General features: G+C 42.3%; 13 protein-coding genes. 1 reads left to right on the top strand and 12 read right to left on the bottom strand.

Going from position 1 to position 16,370, the window contains the following annotated elements:
• Positions 1-60: 60 nt before the first annotated feature.
• The 12 genes from secA to AC1DF0_RS06700 all read right to left on the bottom strand — a co-directional run bounded on the left by secA (position 61) and on the right by AC1DF0_RS06700 (position 14,629).
• The gene (gene secA / locus AC1DF0_RS06755) at positions 61-2,568 is read right to left on the bottom strand and encodes a preprotein translocase subunit SecA (RefSeq protein ID WP_477573451.1); all 2,508 of its coding nucleotides are present in this window, start codon (positions 2,566-2,568) and stop codon (positions 61-63) included.
• A gap of 141 nt (positions 2,569-2,709) precedes the next feature.
• Positions 2,710-3,255: a ribosome hibernation-promoting factor, HPF/YfiA family gene (hpf, locus tag AC1DF0_RS06750; protein ID WP_477573450.1), complete on the bottom strand. Its 546-nt coding sequence runs from the start codon at positions 3,253-3,255 to the stop codon at positions 2,710-2,712.
• Positions 3,256-3,462: 207 nt separating this feature from the next.
• Positions 3,463-3,660 carry a cold-shock protein gene (locus AC1DF0_RS06745; protein WP_028599014.1) on the bottom strand — a complete coding sequence of 66 codons (198 nt, stop codon included), beginning with the start codon at positions 3,658-3,660 and terminating at the stop codon, positions 3,463-3,465.
• A 433-nt stretch (positions 3,661-4,093) separates the two neighbouring features.
• Positions 4,094-5,272 carry a UDP-4-amino-4,6-dideoxy-N-acetyl-beta-L-altrosamine transaminase gene (gene pseC, locus AC1DF0_RS06740; RefSeq protein WP_477573449.1) on the bottom strand — a complete coding sequence of 393 codons (1,179 nt, stop codon included), beginning with the start codon at positions 5,270-5,272 and terminating at the stop codon, positions 4,094-4,096.
• A 21-nt stretch (positions 5,273-5,293) separates the two neighbouring features.
• Positions 5,294-6,241 carry a dTDP-glucose 4,6-dehydratase gene (locus AC1DF0_RS06735; RefSeq protein WP_477573476.1) on the bottom strand — a complete coding sequence of 316 codons (948 nt, stop codon included), beginning with the start codon at positions 6,239-6,241 and terminating at the stop codon, positions 5,294-5,296.
• Positions 6,242-6,262: 21 nt separating this feature from the next.
• Positions 6,263-7,321 (bottom strand): pseudaminic acid synthase, encoded by a 1,059-nt coding sequence (gene pseI / locus AC1DF0_RS06730; RefSeq protein ID WP_477573448.1) that lies wholly within the window; start codon positions 7,319-7,321, stop codon positions 6,263-6,265.
• On the bottom strand, positions 7,297-7,911 hold the full coding sequence (locus AC1DF0_RS06725) for a formyltransferase family protein (protein ID WP_477573447.1): 615 nt from the start codon (positions 7,909-7,911) through the stop codon (positions 7,297-7,299). The genes pseI and AC1DF0_RS06725 overlap by 25 nt, the downstream gene beginning before the upstream one ends.
• Positions 7,908-8,957, bottom strand: a complete 1,050-nt coding sequence (pseG, locus tag AC1DF0_RS06720; RefSeq protein WP_477573446.1) for a UDP-2,4-diacetamido-2,4,6-trideoxy-beta-L-altropyranose hydrolase — start codon at positions 8,955-8,957, stop codon at positions 7,908-7,910. Before pseG ends, AC1DF0_RS06725 begins: the two co-directional genes overlap by 4 nt.
• Positions 8,958-8,969: 12 nt before the next feature.
• Positions 8,970-9,701, bottom strand: a complete 732-nt coding sequence (locus tag AC1DF0_RS06715; protein ID WP_477573445.1) for a cytidylyltransferase domain-containing protein — start codon at positions 9,699-9,701, stop codon at positions 8,970-8,972.
• Positions 9,698-10,747 carry a UDP-N-acetylglucosamine 4,6-dehydratase family protein gene (locus AC1DF0_RS06710; protein WP_477573444.1) on the bottom strand — a complete coding sequence of 350 codons (1,050 nt, stop codon included), beginning with the start codon at positions 10,745-10,747 and terminating at the stop codon, positions 9,698-9,700. Before AC1DF0_RS06710 ends, AC1DF0_RS06715 begins: the two co-directional genes overlap by 4 nt.
• A gap of 147 nt (positions 10,748-10,894) precedes the next feature.
• Positions 10,895-13,465 carry a CDP-glycerol glycerophosphotransferase family protein gene (locus tag AC1DF0_RS06705; protein WP_477573443.1) on the bottom strand — a complete coding sequence of 857 codons (2,571 nt, stop codon included), beginning with the start codon at positions 13,463-13,465 and terminating at the stop codon, positions 10,895-10,897.
• 24 nt (positions 13,466-13,489) lie between these two features.
• Positions 13,490-14,629, bottom strand: coding sequence for an FkbM family methyltransferase (locus AC1DF0_RS06700; RefSeq protein ID WP_477573442.1), 1,140 nt, complete (start codon positions 14,627-14,629; stop codon positions 13,490-13,492).
• A gap of 199 nt (positions 14,630-14,828) precedes the next feature.
• Here AC1DF0_RS06700 and AC1DF0_RS06695 point away from each other — a divergent pair, with 199 nt between their 5' ends.
• Positions 14,829-16,361 (top strand): glycosyltransferase, encoded by a 1,533-nt coding sequence (locus AC1DF0_RS06695; protein WP_477573441.1) that lies wholly within the window; start codon positions 14,829-14,831, stop codon positions 16,359-16,361.
• Positions 16,362-16,370: the final 9 nt, after the last annotated feature.

The following is a 16,370-nucleotide window of genomic DNA, read 5'->3' as shown; positions in this document are numbered from 1 at the left end:
TGCCAATAGAACACGATATTCGCAGGTCGCGAATATCGTGTGTTGGCGTACTATCTTCTATTACTTCCMGTGGCACTGCTTATATTTCTTACCGCTGCCGCATGGGCATGCATCGTTCCGTCCAACGCGCTCTTCACGCTTCGCCGGACGTTTCTCGGCAGCCTCTCCGCCGCCGCTCGTGCTCGTCGTTTGTCCTTTCACAACCTCTTGACGCTCCAGGTTGCTCTCGACGCGAGCTTTCATAATATATTTCGATACTTCCTCTTGAATGTTCTCGATCATTTCCTTGAACATCTCGAAGCCCTCGAATTGATATTCGCGAAGCGGATCCGTACCGCCGTAAGCGCGAAGATGGATACCTTGGCGAAGCTGATCCATCGCGTCGATATGGTCCATCCACTTGCTGTCTACTGCGCGTAGCACGACAACTTTCTCGAATTCACGCATCGTCTCTTTACCAAGCTCTTCCTCGCGTTGGTCGTAGTATGCAACAACTTTGCCGTAGATGAAGTCGACAATCTCTTCCTTCTCCTTGCCCCAAAGCTGGTCACGAGTAATCGAGCCTTCCTCCAGGAAAGTTGCTTGCACGTAATCCACGATTGCTTCCAAATCCCACTCTTCCGGGATATCCTCCGAGCAGTGCGCCTCAACGATCCGATCGATAACCGGCTTAATCATATCCATAACCTCTTGGCGGATGTCTTCCGAACCAAGAATATCGCGACGCTGTTTGTAGATAACTTCACGCTGCTGATTCATGACATCGTCATATTGCAAGACGACTTTCCGCGTATCGAAGTTATTGCCCTCTACGCGCTTCTGAGCGGATTCAACCGCCTTCGTAATCATGCGGCTCTCGATCGGCTGATCCTCATCCAGACCAAGACGATCCATCATGCCCATGATGTTCTCGGAACCGAAGCGGCGCATGAGCTCATCCTGCAGCGAAAGGTAGAACTGCGACGAGCCAGGGTCGCCTTGACGCCCTGCGCGTCCGCGAAGCTGATTATCGATTCGGCGGCTCTCATGACGCTCCGTGCCGATGATGTGCAGACCGCCAAGCTCGCCAACCGTTTCGCCCAGCAAAATATCGGTACCGCGGCCGGCCATGTTCGTTGCGATCGTAACCGAACCTGCTTGACCAGCGCGGGAAATAATCTCTGCTTCCTCCGCATGGAACTTCGCGTTAAGCACTTTGTGCTGAACGCCTCTGCGCTTGAGCATCTCGGAGAGCTTCTCGGAGTTCTCGATCGAGATCGTACCTACGAGCACCGGCTGGTTCTTCGCATGCCGCTCTACGATCTGCTCGACAACGGCTTTGAACTTGCCGTTCTCGGTTTTGTAGACGACGTCCGGAAGGTCGTTCCTGACCATCGTACGGTTCGTTGGAATCTGAATAACATCCAGGCCGTAGATCCGCTTGAACTCCTCTTCCTCCGTCTTAGCCGTACCCGTCATGCCTGCCAGCTTGCGATACATACGGAAGTAGTTCTGGAACGTAATCGTTGCCAGCGTCATACTCTCGTTCTGAACCTTCAGTTGCTCCTTCGCTTCAATCGCTTGGTGCAAACCATCGCTATAACGGCGTCCGGACATCAGACGGCCCGTGAATTCGTCGACGATTACGACTTCGTCCTCTTGGACAACATAGTCAACATCGCGTTTCATAATAAAGTTCGCTTTAAGACCTTGCTGAACGTGATGATTAATAAGAATGTTATCATGATCGAACAAGTTCTCAATGCTGAACGCACGCTCTGCCTTCTCTACGCCTGACTCCGTGAGCGTCACGTTGCGAAGCTTCACGTCGATCGTAAAGTCTTCCTCCGGCTTCAGACGGCTTACGAAGCGATCAGCCGCGTAATAGAGCTCCGTCGACTTGGCAGCTTGTCCCGAAATGATAAGCGGCGTACGCGCTTCGTCGACCAAGATGGAGTCCACTTCGTCAATGATCGCGAAGTAAAGCGGGCGTTGAACCATTTGTTCTTTATAGAGCACCATATTATCGCGCAAATAATCGAAACCGAACTCGTTGTTCGTTCCGTACGTAATGTCGCAAGCATAAGCTTCCTGCTTCTCGTCATGAGACAAGCCGTGAAGGTTACAGCCTACAGTCATGCCCAAGAAGTTGTACAGCTGACCCATCAGTTCGCTGTCGCGCTGTGCCAAGTAGTTATTGACCGTAACGACATGAACGCCTCTGCCGAGCAGCGCATTCAAGTACACCGGAAGCGTACCGACGAGCGTCTTGCCTTCACCCGTCTTCATCTCCGAGATCTTGCCTTCGTGAAGCACCATGCCGCCTAGCAACTGAACGTCGAAATGACGCATGCCCAGCACGCGCTTGGACGCTTCCCTTACTGTCGCGAATACTTCAGGCAGCAGCTCTTCAAGCTCCTCGCCTTTCGCGATACGCGCCTTGAATTCATCCGTCTTTCCGCGTAGCTGATCATCGCTCAGCGCAGTGAATTTGGATTCCATTGCATTTATTTCATCTACCGTGCGCATGAGCCGTTTCACTTCTCGCTCATTGGCATCGCCGAATATCTTTTTCACTAATCCGAGCATATTGTTCCCCTTTCGAATTACGACTCTTTGCCTTAAATTGTAACAGTTTGTAGACACCTCCGCAACGGATGCCCTCGAAACGAAAAACACCCCTTTCCCACTAGGGAAAAGAGGTGCTTTCCGCTTCCGTATATGGTTACATTATCCTTGTTCAATTAATCCATATTTGCCGTCGCTGCGCTTATACACGACGTTAACTTCCTTACTATCTGAGTTGGCGAAAACGAAGAAATTATGGCCCACCATATTCATTTGTAAAATGGCTTCTTCCACGTCCATAGGCTTAAGAGTAAAGCGCTTCGTGCGCACGAGTTCCAGTTCATCTTCCTCATCCAATACGGATACGGCCGATCCTTCCTCTCGGAACAATGCACGTACACCGCTGCCTTGCCTGAATTTACGATTCACCTTTGTTTTATGTTTTCGAATTTGACGTTCCAGCTTATCCACTACAACGTCTATGGATGCATACATATCCTCGCTCTTCTCTTCGGCTCTAAGCATAACGCCGACGAGCGGGATTGTCACCTCTACCGTGTGCTGACCTTTGGTCACCGATAAGGTAACGTTGATTTCGGAGGCGACTGGCGTTTCAAAATACCTTTCCAATCGGCTGAGTTTCTTCTCGACGTAGTCTCTCAAAGCATCTGTAACTTGAAAGCGTTGACCTCGAATGTTGTACATCATGGGGAACTCCTCCTTTACATGCTTTTATTATATCATATGCGGGAAGCGAATACAAAATTGTTTTTAGTTTATTTAGAATTTTCAGATAAAAGTGTCGAAATTAATAGAGCTCGGCCAGCAACAAAAAAAGAGCCCCGGTTACCCGGAGCTCGTGTTAGGCACTTGTCAATCGAACCATCTATAAGGTGGCCAATGATAGCCGGATGATTACAGTTTGACTACGTTTGCAGCTTGTGGACCGCGTGCGCCTTCTACAATGTCGAATTCAACCGATTGGCCTTCTTCGAGTGTTTTGAAGCCTTCGGATTGGATTGCGGAGAAATGAACAAATACGTCGCCGCCTTGCTCCGTTTCGATGAATCCATAACCCTTCTCAGCATTAAACCATTTAACTTTACCTTGCATCGCAAACATTCCCTTCATCTTCAAAATACTGTGAGACGTCTTAAGGTCTGGCCCACAATTTGACTATAACACCCCGTTAATGGAATTGTCAAACAATTTGTTGTAAGCGGATTCATTACCTTTGCTACACCTTTTTTAAGTATTGAAGTAATCTATGAATTAGTATTTCCTTTTAATTGACTTTACATTTTATTCAATCATGTAAATAAATCAGCTGTCGATATGCAACCGCCCGTCATAAGATTACCTACAAGGATAAATAACCTTAGTCCATCTGTCAGCAACTATTTATGAAACTTAATGTTGATCGCTCAAATTATGTAGCAAGTCATACGCTTAGCCAAAAGAAGTCTGTGTTTCATAAATTTTTGATGCTTTAAGACACCTCTTATTATGAGATATAGTAAGCCTCTATATTATTATTATAAACAATTCATATTATGTAACTGAAATATATCTTCTTAACAGCTGTAACTACATCTTCTATATCTTGATCGGTCATTGACGGAAAGATGGGGAGTGTGATTGCTGTTTTATAGTACTCCTCTGCGCACTCACATTGATTATCTTCGTATCCTAGACCTTTATAATACGGTTGCTTGTACACTGGAATATAGTGAACGTTGACTCCGATATTTTCATCTCTTAAATCGTTAAAGATTTGCTTGCGGTCCGTTTTGAAGAAATCACTATGCCACCGAACTACAAATATATGCCAACTGGATAACGAATCCGGATGCTGATACGGCAACTGAAGCCCTTTCATACCGTCTAGCGACATCGTGTATCGGTGAGCAATATAACGACGCCGTTCCACGAAACGATCCAGTTTGTCCATTTGGGAAGCCCCTAGTGCGGCCTGCATGTCTGTCATTCGATAGTTTAAGCCCAGATCAATCATTTCATAATACCAAGGACCATCATTTTTTGACATTATTGACTCGTCTCTTGTCATTCCATGATTGCGAAACAATAGCAACTGACGATAGAAGTGCTCGCTATCAGTCACAATCACTCCGCCCTCTCCTGTCGTTACATGCTTAACGGGATGAAAGCTAAACATCGTCATGTTGCCGAAGCTTCCTATTTTCTTTCCTTTATAGGAAGCACCCAGCGAATGCGCCGCGTCATGAATCAAAATGAGCCCATGCTCTCGGGCTATTGCTTCTATGCGGTCTAGCTCAACCGGCTGTCCAGTAAAATCAACTGCTATGATCGCCTTTGTTTTACTMGTTATTTTTTTGACAATTTCATCTGGATCAATATTGTATGTATCTGATTTTATATCCGCAAATATAGGAACCCCCCCTCTGTATAATACGCAATTACTGCTCGCCAAAAATGTAATCGGAGTCGTAATTGCCTCATCACCTGGGCCGATCCCTGCTGCAAAACAAGCAGCGTGCAACGCAGCTGTTCCATTGCTGAATGCTACTGCGTATTTGGCTCCGGCATATTCCGCCACTTTATGTTCAAATTGAACAACTGCAGGCCCCTGCGTAATAAAGTCGCTCTTCAGCACCTCAACAACGGCAGCGATATCAGCCTCGTCAATCGATTGCTTACCGTATGGCAACGTCGTACTTCTTATCGGGAGCGAACTGTTCATCATAAGTACTGCCGCCTTCCTATATTAGATTAAATCGGTTGATGCAATCCATTGCTCTGTACGATGAATTCCTTCCTCCAACGTAATCATTGGTCTCCATCCCAACAGTTCGTTGGCCTTGGTATAATTACACAAAAGCTTTTGTATCTCGCTTTGTGGGTGAATATGTTCAACGTGGTGGATACGGCTGCTATCCTCTACGATTAATTTCGCTAGGTCGTTAATCGTTATATCTCTCCCAAGCCCCGCATTAACGATCTCACCGTTCACTTTGTCCGAATATCCCGCTTCCACCACAAAACGAGCGCAATCTTCTACATAGAGCAAATCGCGTGTCTGTGTACCTTGCCMATAAATATTAACGTCTTTGCCCTCCAGCTTATTCTTAATGAAAATTGCAACTACACCGCCTTCACCGCCCGTCTTTTGGAAAGGACCGTACGTGTTGAACGGCCGAATAACTACAGTTGGCAGGCCGTAGGCATAAAAATAGGACAATACCATGTTCTCTGCTGCAATCTTTGATCCGGCATACGGAGAAGCCGGTTTAATTGGGTGATTCTCTGTTATACCGCTATCTTCCGCACAGCGGTCATATACCATACAGGTGCTCATAAATACGACTTTAACATTATGCTTACGGCATTGCTCCATAACGTAAAAGGTGCCTACAGTATCATTATTAAACGTTGTCCGAGGATCATCAATTGAATCTTGCACGTTAATAGAAGCCCCAAGATGGTAGCAAATATCAAACGCAGAGTTGTCAAACAACCMTTCTAGCATTTGCTCATCCAGGATCGAGCATTTAATTAAGGCCTTGAAGCCCGGATGCCCAATAAATTCTCTAATATTCTCTTCCCGGCCGTTCGACAAATTATCCAAAATCCATACCGAATGTCCGTCATCCAGAAGTCTCTTGGCTACCCAACGTCCAATAAATCCTGCTCCGCCCGTTAATAAAATGTTCAACATTCTTTCCTCCCAAATATGTTATCCGATTATATCCCAGCTCATTGGAGTACCCTGCTTGACATCAATTCTAGCTTTCTTGCCAATCAATAGTTCAATGAACTTAGGAGGCAATCCATAACCTGGTCTTATTGCTTTCACATGTTTCGAGGTAATCGTCTCTCCAGCCTTAATATCTTTGGCAATATAAAGTGATCTTCGGAATATCATTGATGCTTTCTCTTTTTCGGACGGCCCGTAGCTCACTTGCCCCAAAGATTGCCAAGCTCTTTCAGTCTCAACAACAAGCGATTTCAACTCACTTGGCTCCAAGGAAAAGGTGGAATCTACTCCGCCGTCTGATCTTCGCAGAGTTAAATGCTTTTCAATCACCGTCGCGCCTAAAGCGACGCTCGCAACTGACGCCCCGATCCCCATCGTATGATCTGAGAGGCCAACTTGGCAGTTAAATAACTGCTTCATATGAGGGATCGTTATAATATTCGTGTTATCAGGCGTTGCAGGATAAGTACTTGTGCATTTTAGTAGGACGAGCTGTGTGCATCCCGCATCGCGAGCAGCACGCACGGTCTCATCTAGTTCTGAGATTTCAGCCATGCCGGTCGAGATAATAAGAGGCTTACCGGTACTAGCCGCCTTCTTAATTAATTGAATATCAGTATTTTCAAATGAGGCGATTTTGTAAGCTGGTACGTCCATTCCTTCTAAAAATTCAATAGCCGTCGCATCAAATGGTGTTGAAAAGCACAACATTCCAAGCTCACGACATCTATTGAAAATAGTTTGATGCCACTCCCAAGGTGTGTAGGCCTCTTGATAAAGCTCGTATAACGACTTCCCCTTCCAAAGGCTGTTAGAATCATTAATATAAAATTCACCGCTATGCAAATTCAAGGTCATCGTATCTGCAGTATAAGTCTGAAGCTTTAATGCATGCGCTCCCGCTTCGGCAGCAGCATCAACGATTTCGAGTGCTCTCTCTAGCGACTGATTATGATTGCCCGACATTTCCGCAATAATGAACGGTGGATGATTTGATCCAATCTTTCTATTGCCTATAGTGATCTCGAACTGTTCCATATAAGCCTCTCCTTCATTAAAAAAGCTTTTGCAATTAATACTCTGACAGGCGTATCCCATCCTTGAGTCAACAGATGCTCGTACTGGATTTTATCCCGACTTGCATGATAGCTGCCGCCGGGCTCCTGAGGCTTGCTTTGCAGCAATTCGTCTCTGATAAGCGGCCAGTTTTCAACAAACAACCGTTCCATCTCAAGACATAACTGCTGGTAGGATGAACGTAAAGTAGCATCATTAAATATTTCAACGTTTTTTTGAATTACGATATCCCCCTTATCCAATCCTTCATTTAACAAATGAATGGTAACTCCCTTTGGTGTGTCCTCCAAGAAGCTCCAAAGATTAGGATCTGATCCTCGATTCCATGGAAGTAGCGAGATATGCATGTTCAAGGCGCGATTCGATTTAAACAATTCTAGGACATCTGTCGACAATTTATGCCGATAGCCATAGCTAATCAAAAAATCCTTACCCTGTAGGATTTCTTCGTCCCCAACTAGGCACTCCTCTGTCTGAGTCACGCAATCCCCATATCCGTGAAGATATTCAAAAAGATGCTGCCTTTCTGGTCCAAGCCAAAGTACATTCACGCTTCAGCACCTCGTTTATTGTCAATAAATCGCATATACTCCACTACACGCTTTGCCCCTTTGCCATCTACCAAACCCATGGCAATATGGGCCGATCTATTCAGTCGTTGTTTATCATGAAGCAGCACCAGCAATTGACGTTGAATATCCGCTGCTGTTACGTTATTAGAATAACCCATATTATAATCAATACCACTTTTTTCGCCGAATTGAACGATTTCTATTTGATTGTCGGCGACAATTGTTACAATACCCGGCAGACCTAAGCAGTATCGTTCCCACGTTGTCGTGCCGCCGGCACATAGAGCAACATCAGCACTTTGCATGAAATCAGCCATATTATTTGTCTGAATATACAAATTCCAATTGTCGTGGGTCTCACAGCGATTCGCAATCTCTTCTTGCATTTTGTTACCATTGCCGAGAATGACCATTATATTAACTTTTGAGGAAGCAGGTAAACCTTCGATTGCATCTAACGCTTTCCAAGTCTCATTCGTAGGATCAGTTCCACCGTAGCTTACTAGAATGTTGAACATGCCATCATACGCCAGCTTTCGCTCTAAACGCGCATATGCAAATTGCTCTCTCAGTAAGGCGTATTTACTTCCCAGTAGTCTTGATGCTTCTGCATTCAACAATCGATCGTAACGGGTGTGCATATCAAAGGATTCATTCTGATCCAAAAGCAAATGACAATAATGTGATCGGTTCGCCAAATCATCAATTACCATTATTTTGAATACACATGCTAGCATGCGTATTTCGTCTTCTAGGGCCCATTGATAGTGGTCAATGATTAACCAATCAAAAAAAATACCCTTATCTTGTAGTATGCTAGCACAACCAATGGAACTTGCGCTTGGTAATTGAATCAGTTCAATCTGTTTACTATCTAACATTCGCATATGTATATTGTCCAGCTCATAGGCCAGCCATTTGATTTCCGCACCAATATCTTGGAGCTCCGACGCAAGTGTTAGGCATCGCATGAAGTGGCCTGACCCGATCGTATGGGAAGCATCTGCCCTAATTGCTATCTTCATAATGACCGCCACTCATTCCCCTAGCTTTTTCTGTTCGATATGAGCATTAATGTTCACGATTTCCGGGTATAGCTCCAATAGTTTTAATATATTATGAAAGTCCAGCTGGAGGTTATGCGCCTTACCCTTTTCATATACCGTCTGGATAAACGTCCAATCCTCCCTAGTATCCAGCGTCCATCTGTGAGCAGAACAATCTGTGGAGTTCATCATTTGTATCACTTTAAATACTTCTCTATTTTGATACATATAAGGTGTTACATGTTCTCTCTGAAAATACTGATCTGCTTTAGTCCAAGACGTCTCCAACGACTCAAATGTAAATATTTCACAATCTAATCCTCTTGGATATGACCGTTCAAGCGTATTGCTTCCATATTCGTAATTGGATTCATTAAATAAATCGATTAATTCGTCTACAATTTGACTATCGATAAAAGGACAATCGGACGTAACACGAATAATACGGTCCGCTTTAGCCAGAATAGCAGTTTGATAATAGCGGTCCAATACGTCACTCTCATCTCCTCTATAGACTAAGGCGTCGTATTTGGCAGCTTCATCATGAATAGCATGATCAGCCTCTTTGTTACTTGTAGCGACCCAAATCTCATCGATACCTTTACTCAGCTGCAATCTAGTTATGACATGACCTAAAACCGAGTGCTCACCTAGCTTCAGCATCACTTTACCCGGCAGTCGAGTAGATCCCATTCTTGCTTGAATAATGGCGACATTCTTCATACTGTAACCTTTCTACTACTATCTTTCTGTGGATTGTCCAACAAGTTGTTATTAAGTAGTATTTGGCGAACCTCTTCTTTGGTAATAAACGACGTATTATGCGAACTGTAGCTGCGCACCTGAGCAGGCTTGCTACCGGGATATTGTTTTCCGCTTACAAAGCCATTGGGTATAATAAACATATCCTCAAGTTCAAACGCATGTGAAGCTTCCTCTTCCGTCATCAATTCTTCGTACATCTTCTCACCGATCCGAAGTCCGATTTCTTCTATTTGGATATCCGAAGGATAAATCGACAGCTGTTTCCCGGTCTCTTCCACCACGCATTCAGCTAGATCTTGAAGTTTAATAACAGGCATCTTGAGAACAAATACCTCACCGCCTTGGGACATCTGCAGCGACTTAACCGTTAGTTCGGTCGCTTGCTTTAATGTCATCATAAACCGACTCATATTCATTTGCGTCACAGTAATGCGTGAACATTCTTTAATTTGCTTTTGAAACAAAGGAATAACCGAACCACGGGAACCCATTACATTACCGAAACGTACTGCGGAAAATACCGTTTTTCCGGCTCCGCCATAGTATTGTGCAGCAGATACAAGCCTTTCAGCCATAAGCTTTGAGGCACCATAGGTATTTGTCGGAGCTATCGCCTTATCCGTGCTCGTAAATACAACCTTTGCAACCTTACTGTCGATGGCTGCTTGGATCACATTTTGTGTGCCCAGTATATTCGTTTGAACTGCCTCAAAAGGATTATATTCACAGGATGGAACATGTTTCATTGCGGCAACATGGAACACAAAATCAATATCCTGCATAGCACGACGTAAGCGTTCAATATCCCTCACATCACCAATCAAATAACGAATATTCGTTACAGTACGATATTGCTGCTGCATATCGTACTGTTTATGCTCGTCCCTGCTAAATATACGCACGACCTCTGGTGCATCTTTAAGAATCGTTTGCAACAACGAACTCCCAATCGTTCCGGTTCCTCCAACTATGAGCACCTTTTTATCTTTAAAATATCCGTTCATGGTTGCCTCCTCTTACCCTGAATCATATATCTTTTACATCGGTATATTGCCTCCATAAAGTAATATAAACCGTCAGGAAAACAACCTGACGGTTAGCGTAAATTTTCCCATCACTTCAGCTACTACTATTTGAAGTGCCTAAACTTATTAGTATGCCAAACGCTCCACAATATAATCCCATATTCTCTGGCCGCTTGTTCCGTCGGCATTTGAGATACTTGAGTACACTTCTTGGCTCTGCTTATTACTCCAAGCCTCATTTTCACCTCTACAAACCATTTCTATAAATGACTTAAGCGGTAAGCTGCGATCATTGAATGTACTCCTAAGATCAATACCAACTTTAGGAGGCTGAGGATAGCGATATACTATAATATTTTTCTCGTCCTGCTCTCTCGACATTTCTACATTTATTTTTTTCATTTCCCCAGTCTTCAAATGAATACCTAGCATAAATGGAGCAGTTATCGGACAAAACCAAATCCAGTTTTCGTGTAAAACGGCTCCTGAATACAAAGCATCGTTGTTTTTCAATGAACGGTTACGCTCCACAGAATCAAAAGGATAAGATCCGTTTATCTTAGACCAAAGGGATTTTTTTATGTTTGAATAAACGACTGATACAACACCAGTCTCTGATGAGATTTTCAAAATAGAATTTGCATCATGTGGCACTAACCATATATACTCACCTGCAAAAATTACTTCAGAGAACGGTTGCGGTCCACCCATAAAGCCTTTAGGCCATTGATTATACACATTTAATTCTTCAGTTACTGGATTCCATTTTGTAACTGTTGGTCCATTAGGAGAAACTATCCACAATGCCATGCCATCTGAGGCAATTGCTTGAATTGAATCTTGAAGAAAGCTTAGCTCATGATGTTTCATCTCCCCGGTGACAAGATCCATTTGGATAAGTGACCGTTGTCCCTGGCATGTGATCCATAGTGAACCATTAGTAATGACGCCATTTGAGTAAGATAACATTTCTTCCGTCAAAAAGCTTTCACTCATGATAACTTCATAGCTTTTCATTTCTCCTGATGTCATGTCAAGCTGTACAACCATCTTAGATTCTGCAGGTAGCATCCATAAATATTGACCATGCTGAACAGCATTCGAAAAACGATGATATCCTTCAAATTGAAAAATTGCTGGGAGAGATAAAGATTTCATTACACCTGTTTTTTGGTTATAACTTATCACCTGTGAGGCGCGTTTCGGAACAAACCAAATATCATCTTGATAATTAACTATTTTGGCATAAAGTTGAGGTTCACTGTAGCCGTCTTGCGAGAAAACATGGGATAGTCTTGACTCTCCCGATGATAAATCCAGCGAATAAACTCCTCCTCGATTGTCTGCCGCGAATATGAATTCATTATTAGAAACAAAGCCCGAACTCAAGCGAAGTGGGATCATGGATTCATCCTTATAGTCCAACCAAGCGCGACTTACTCCCCAAAAATCAATACTAGCTTTAATATTGGGCATCAATTTCATTACGGGCTTTCCAGTCAGAGCATAAGGAGCAAGTACAGAACTAAAATCTCCAATATAAGCGTCTGAATGGATAATAGCTGTATGCATCTCCGCCGACTCATCATAGACAGCATTCGACATCCTCTTAAAATTTTTTACAAGAGTGTCGTATGCATGGAGCAATTGAGGTTTCATTGATTTGATTGTTTCTATGCTAAGGGGATGCGGACGCCAAATAATCGCGATATCTTTATTGATTTGGAAATGACGAATAACTTCTTGGATACTTTTTATAATATCTTCTTTTTCAGACAACAATCTGCCTAGACTGGTGTTAAACAAGAATATGGTTCTGCCTTGTAAAGCCTGTTCCCACTCTGCTGGTATTGATACATTTTGTTGCATACGATCGAGCATATGGTCAATCTTTGGCGATCCCATGGCGACGATTTGATCTGGATTAACTTGCTTGGATGCCAGAAACTCATCTCGAGTCGATTCGGACTGTACAAAAGTTCTCCAAGCATTTTTTAAGGACGGCAATTTAAAGTGAGGAGGGTGTTGGCCTATTGAAATGAAATATGGAATATATACAAGTTTATTCGTATATTTCATTAGATTCGAGCTAAAGTATGTAGGGTGCACCTTCGTGACTGTATTTAAATCGTCATATGGATTATGAATAAAGATAACATCGGGATGATGATTATTTAGATCATAGTTTTTATAATGTGTTATTTCAACATATGAAGGAAATTTATCTCCTTCGTATACTTCTATAGATGTTCCTCGCTGTGGATTTAAGCTTGAATATGGTATCGGTATTGTTCGTACGATACATGACGGATCGGCGCTTGCAGCTCGCCATACACTGTCAAATGCATCCCACATTTCCGCCTTATAAGGCATAAATACTATTTCATAATGTACTTGCACATGTTCGTGAATCCATATCGATAATACATCCGCCCATTTATACGCACCGTCATAGTTCCTTGCCTGGATGTCTGCTTCGCAAGCCGAACTATAGATCGTGTACTTCTTGTTGATGACTTCATCCAAAACGGAACAAATCGCTCCAATACAGGCTACACAATCATCATGCAAGTATGGCGCTGTGCTCGCTGCCGGACTATTAAGAAATTGAAGAGCTTCTCTTAATGTATCTACGAGCTCCAAAGTCTGCTTTTTGCGTTCAACTCTCACCGAGATATCCAACCTTTCATTTTTCACATCAAGACTGTCCTAGTTCTATGATTACTCCAAATTATCAATGCATCGACTAGGGGGAACAGCAAATAACACCAACTCGTAAGGATCATTAGAATACTTTCGCACATACAAGCGATATGCCGGAAATTCTTTTCTGATGAAATACGGAATTTCGAATAAATCTTCTGTTTTGTGATAAATGCATATAGCAAGTATAGGAGTATACGATGAAATGATTTGACGTGCACCGTGTAAGGTAGCCAACTCACTGCCTTCTACATCCATCTTTATAAATGATGGTTGATCTTTAAAAATAACTTCGTCTAAAGTACACATTTTCACTTCGACATCACCATTCTGTGATACCCGATTTTCGGATGTCGTATTCGATTGAGAAAAATAAACAGTTGTGTCACGATCACCCGTTGCCATGTTAAAAAGTCGGATATTGTCTTTCATTAGACGCCCTGCCACAGCCTCAAGCTTTTGAAAGGTATCAGGAGTCGGTTCAAATGAAGCTATTCCCCGAAGATCGGGATATTGTTCGCAAAATATTTCTAAAGTATCCCCCTCATACGCTCCACAATCTGCTATAAAATCAGAATCTGATAGGAGGAATAAATCATTGGCTATATACTGCTGATCGTAATCAAAGTATGGAGGGCGATACGTTTCCCCAGACATTTTGCTACGAATGTATTCGTAGTATGATGCTTTTGAAAAATCATCATACAACATATCAATTACATTAAGACAGTTTTCTTGATGGATAGCGTATCTCATTTCTAATGCTTTAGAATATTGAGCTGGTATAAAATAGAGCTTAAATGCCCACTGACTGCAATACTCCTCTAATTCCATTCGCAATTCGGATTGAGTATTTAAAGAGTAAGGTGTAATGATGATATTTGCTTTGCCATTCGTTATTGCGGCCAGATCTTCTAATGAAACTACAGGAATACCCAAATAGTCCTTTCCTTGTTTCTCTGCATTACGATCAATAAAAAACTTTGGATAGAGCCCCTTATCTTCCACAAAATATTTGAGCCATAGCTCCCCGAACTGACCTCCACCATAAATAGCAACAGGATTAACTATATATTGCGAATCATCCAACTCTGCAAATAATTCATTATCAATAGAAGCACTTGTGAATAATTTTCGAAGTTTATTATAATAACTCATGTATTTACCCTCATTCCGATAAATTTCTCAATCCTTTGCACACATTATATATTATATATCGGATCAATGCATCGGATTATGAAAGCCCACTCGCTATGCGTGTTAATATTATACATTTGCATTGTCGAGCTAATAGTTTCTTTGCATCTTTTCGATATAATGAATAAGAACAAAGTTTTCTACACGAGGAGGGGCTTGCTTGAACCGGCTCAGTTTATATGAGTGCGCTTTATCCAAAGATGAGCAGCATATCTTAGCACAAATTGATGCGATGCGTGGTCGTTGGAAGTCTTTTACTTACTTCGATGTACTGCAAACCTATCGATGCTACGATTTTTTACTAAAACAAAAATTTCTTATTTTAATAAAATCACTGTCTAGTTCAGAAGCATACTCAGTACTACATGAAATGTGGGTTAGTGCGACAAATAATATGCATAATTATTTTATAGAAAATAATCTTTTTCCTACTTCAGTTGATTCCATAWGACTTAAAGATTTGATTGAACTCAGTTTTTTTTATGTAAACCAATTGGTACGTTTACCAAGTTACACTGCAGTTAAGCCTTCAATTAGTGTAATCATTCCTGTTTACCGCGCTCAACAATATATATGGGAGACTCTGCGTTCCGTTTATGAACAGACTTTTCAGGACTTCGAGGTCATTCTTGTTAATGAATATAAAAATGATGATCCTTTAGAAGAGATTGTTTCCGTATTCGGTGACCCACGAACCTATATCGTACAAAAGCAAGAACAATCGCGCCTTGGCAGATCTCTTAATTTAGGCATAGAGAATGCACGCGGTTTATTCATCGCACGTATGGATGCAGATGATATTGCTCATCCTGAACGCTTTTCAAAACAAATAGACTTCTTTAATAGGCATCCTGAAATTGATTTTTGCGGAACACAGTTTCGTTCTTTCGGTACAACAAACAACTGGGGTGAAAAATTTTATCCGATTACTACTGAGGAAATTCAATGTCGGTCTTTAAAGTACTGCAGTTTCCTACATCCAACAGTTATGTGGCGAAGAGAAAAGCTAATTAGTAACAACCTGTGGTACAATGAGAATATTTTGGCGGAAGATACTGATCTATTCGCAAGAATTGCATACAAACTAAAAACGGCGAATTTACCAGACTCCCTCCTCTTGTATCGACGTGAAGAAAATAATCTTTCAAACCAAAATCTTAAAGTGAAAGACTCTAACCATCTTAGCCTGGCAGTCAATCAAAGTATCAAACTAGAACAGCAAAACTTAGTCAATCTCTATCAATCGCTAAGTAAGGATGAGTTAAAGCGTATTCACCATAAGCCCGAGCAACTTTTCAGTTACAGCGACGCTTTAGAAATTTTCAAACATCGTCTAGGCCGGCATGAACTTTCCGATCTACTCCCTCCAGATACTAGCAAATCACATGATGTGTTTGAAACGTACTTGAAGGATCGGATACCTGTTATTTGGGGATACGGGTGGAACGGACAGGTCTTGGAATATACGATTCGAGAAAAAGGATTTCTAAACTATAGAATAGTAGACCAACGGATGCAGGATTTAGGATTAATTCAGGAATATTCTCATTACATAACAATTGAAAAGCTAAATAATAATTCGAATAAATATTATATTATTATTTCAATGGATAAACATTTTGATGAAGTAACTAGTAAATTGAATAGCTACGGATACTCGGAGCTGCTTGATTACGTAGAATACTTTGTATAAGGGGTAGTC

This window comes from Paenibacillus sp. 05T425, assembly GCF_056396205.1.
This window is presented reverse-complemented; position numbering and strand designations above follow the sequence as displayed.

What these genes read in the sequence shown, in the direction of transcription:
- pseI (WP_477573448.1), bottom strand. Translation starts at nt 7,321, where the DNA reads ATGGAACAGTTCGAGATCACTATAGGCAATAGAAAGATTGGATCAAAT.
- AC1DF0_RS06700 (WP_477573442.1), bottom strand. Translation starts at nt 14,629, where the DNA reads ATGAGTTATTATAATAAACTTCGAAAATTATTCACAAGTGCTTCTATT.
- hpf (WP_477573450.1), bottom strand. Translation starts at nt 3,255, where the DNA reads ATGATGTACAACATTCGAGGTCAACGCTTTCAAGTTACAGATGCTTTG.
- AC1DF0_RS06715 (WP_477573445.1), bottom strand. Translation starts at nt 9,701, where the DNA reads ATGAAGAATGTCGCCATTATTCAAGCAAGAATGGGATCTACTCGACTG.
- pseG (WP_477573446.1), bottom strand. Translation starts at nt 8,957, where the DNA reads ATGAAGATAGCAATTAGGGCAGATGCTTCCCATACGATCGGGTCAGGC.
- AC1DF0_RS06710 (WP_477573444.1), bottom strand. Translation starts at nt 10,747, where the DNA reads ATGAACGGATATTTTAAAGATAAAAAGGTGCTCATAGTTGGAGGAACC.
- AC1DF0_RS06745 (WP_028599014.1), bottom strand. Translation starts at nt 3,660, where the DNA reads ATGCAAGGTAAAGTTAAATGGTTTAATGCTGAGAAGGGTTATGGATTC.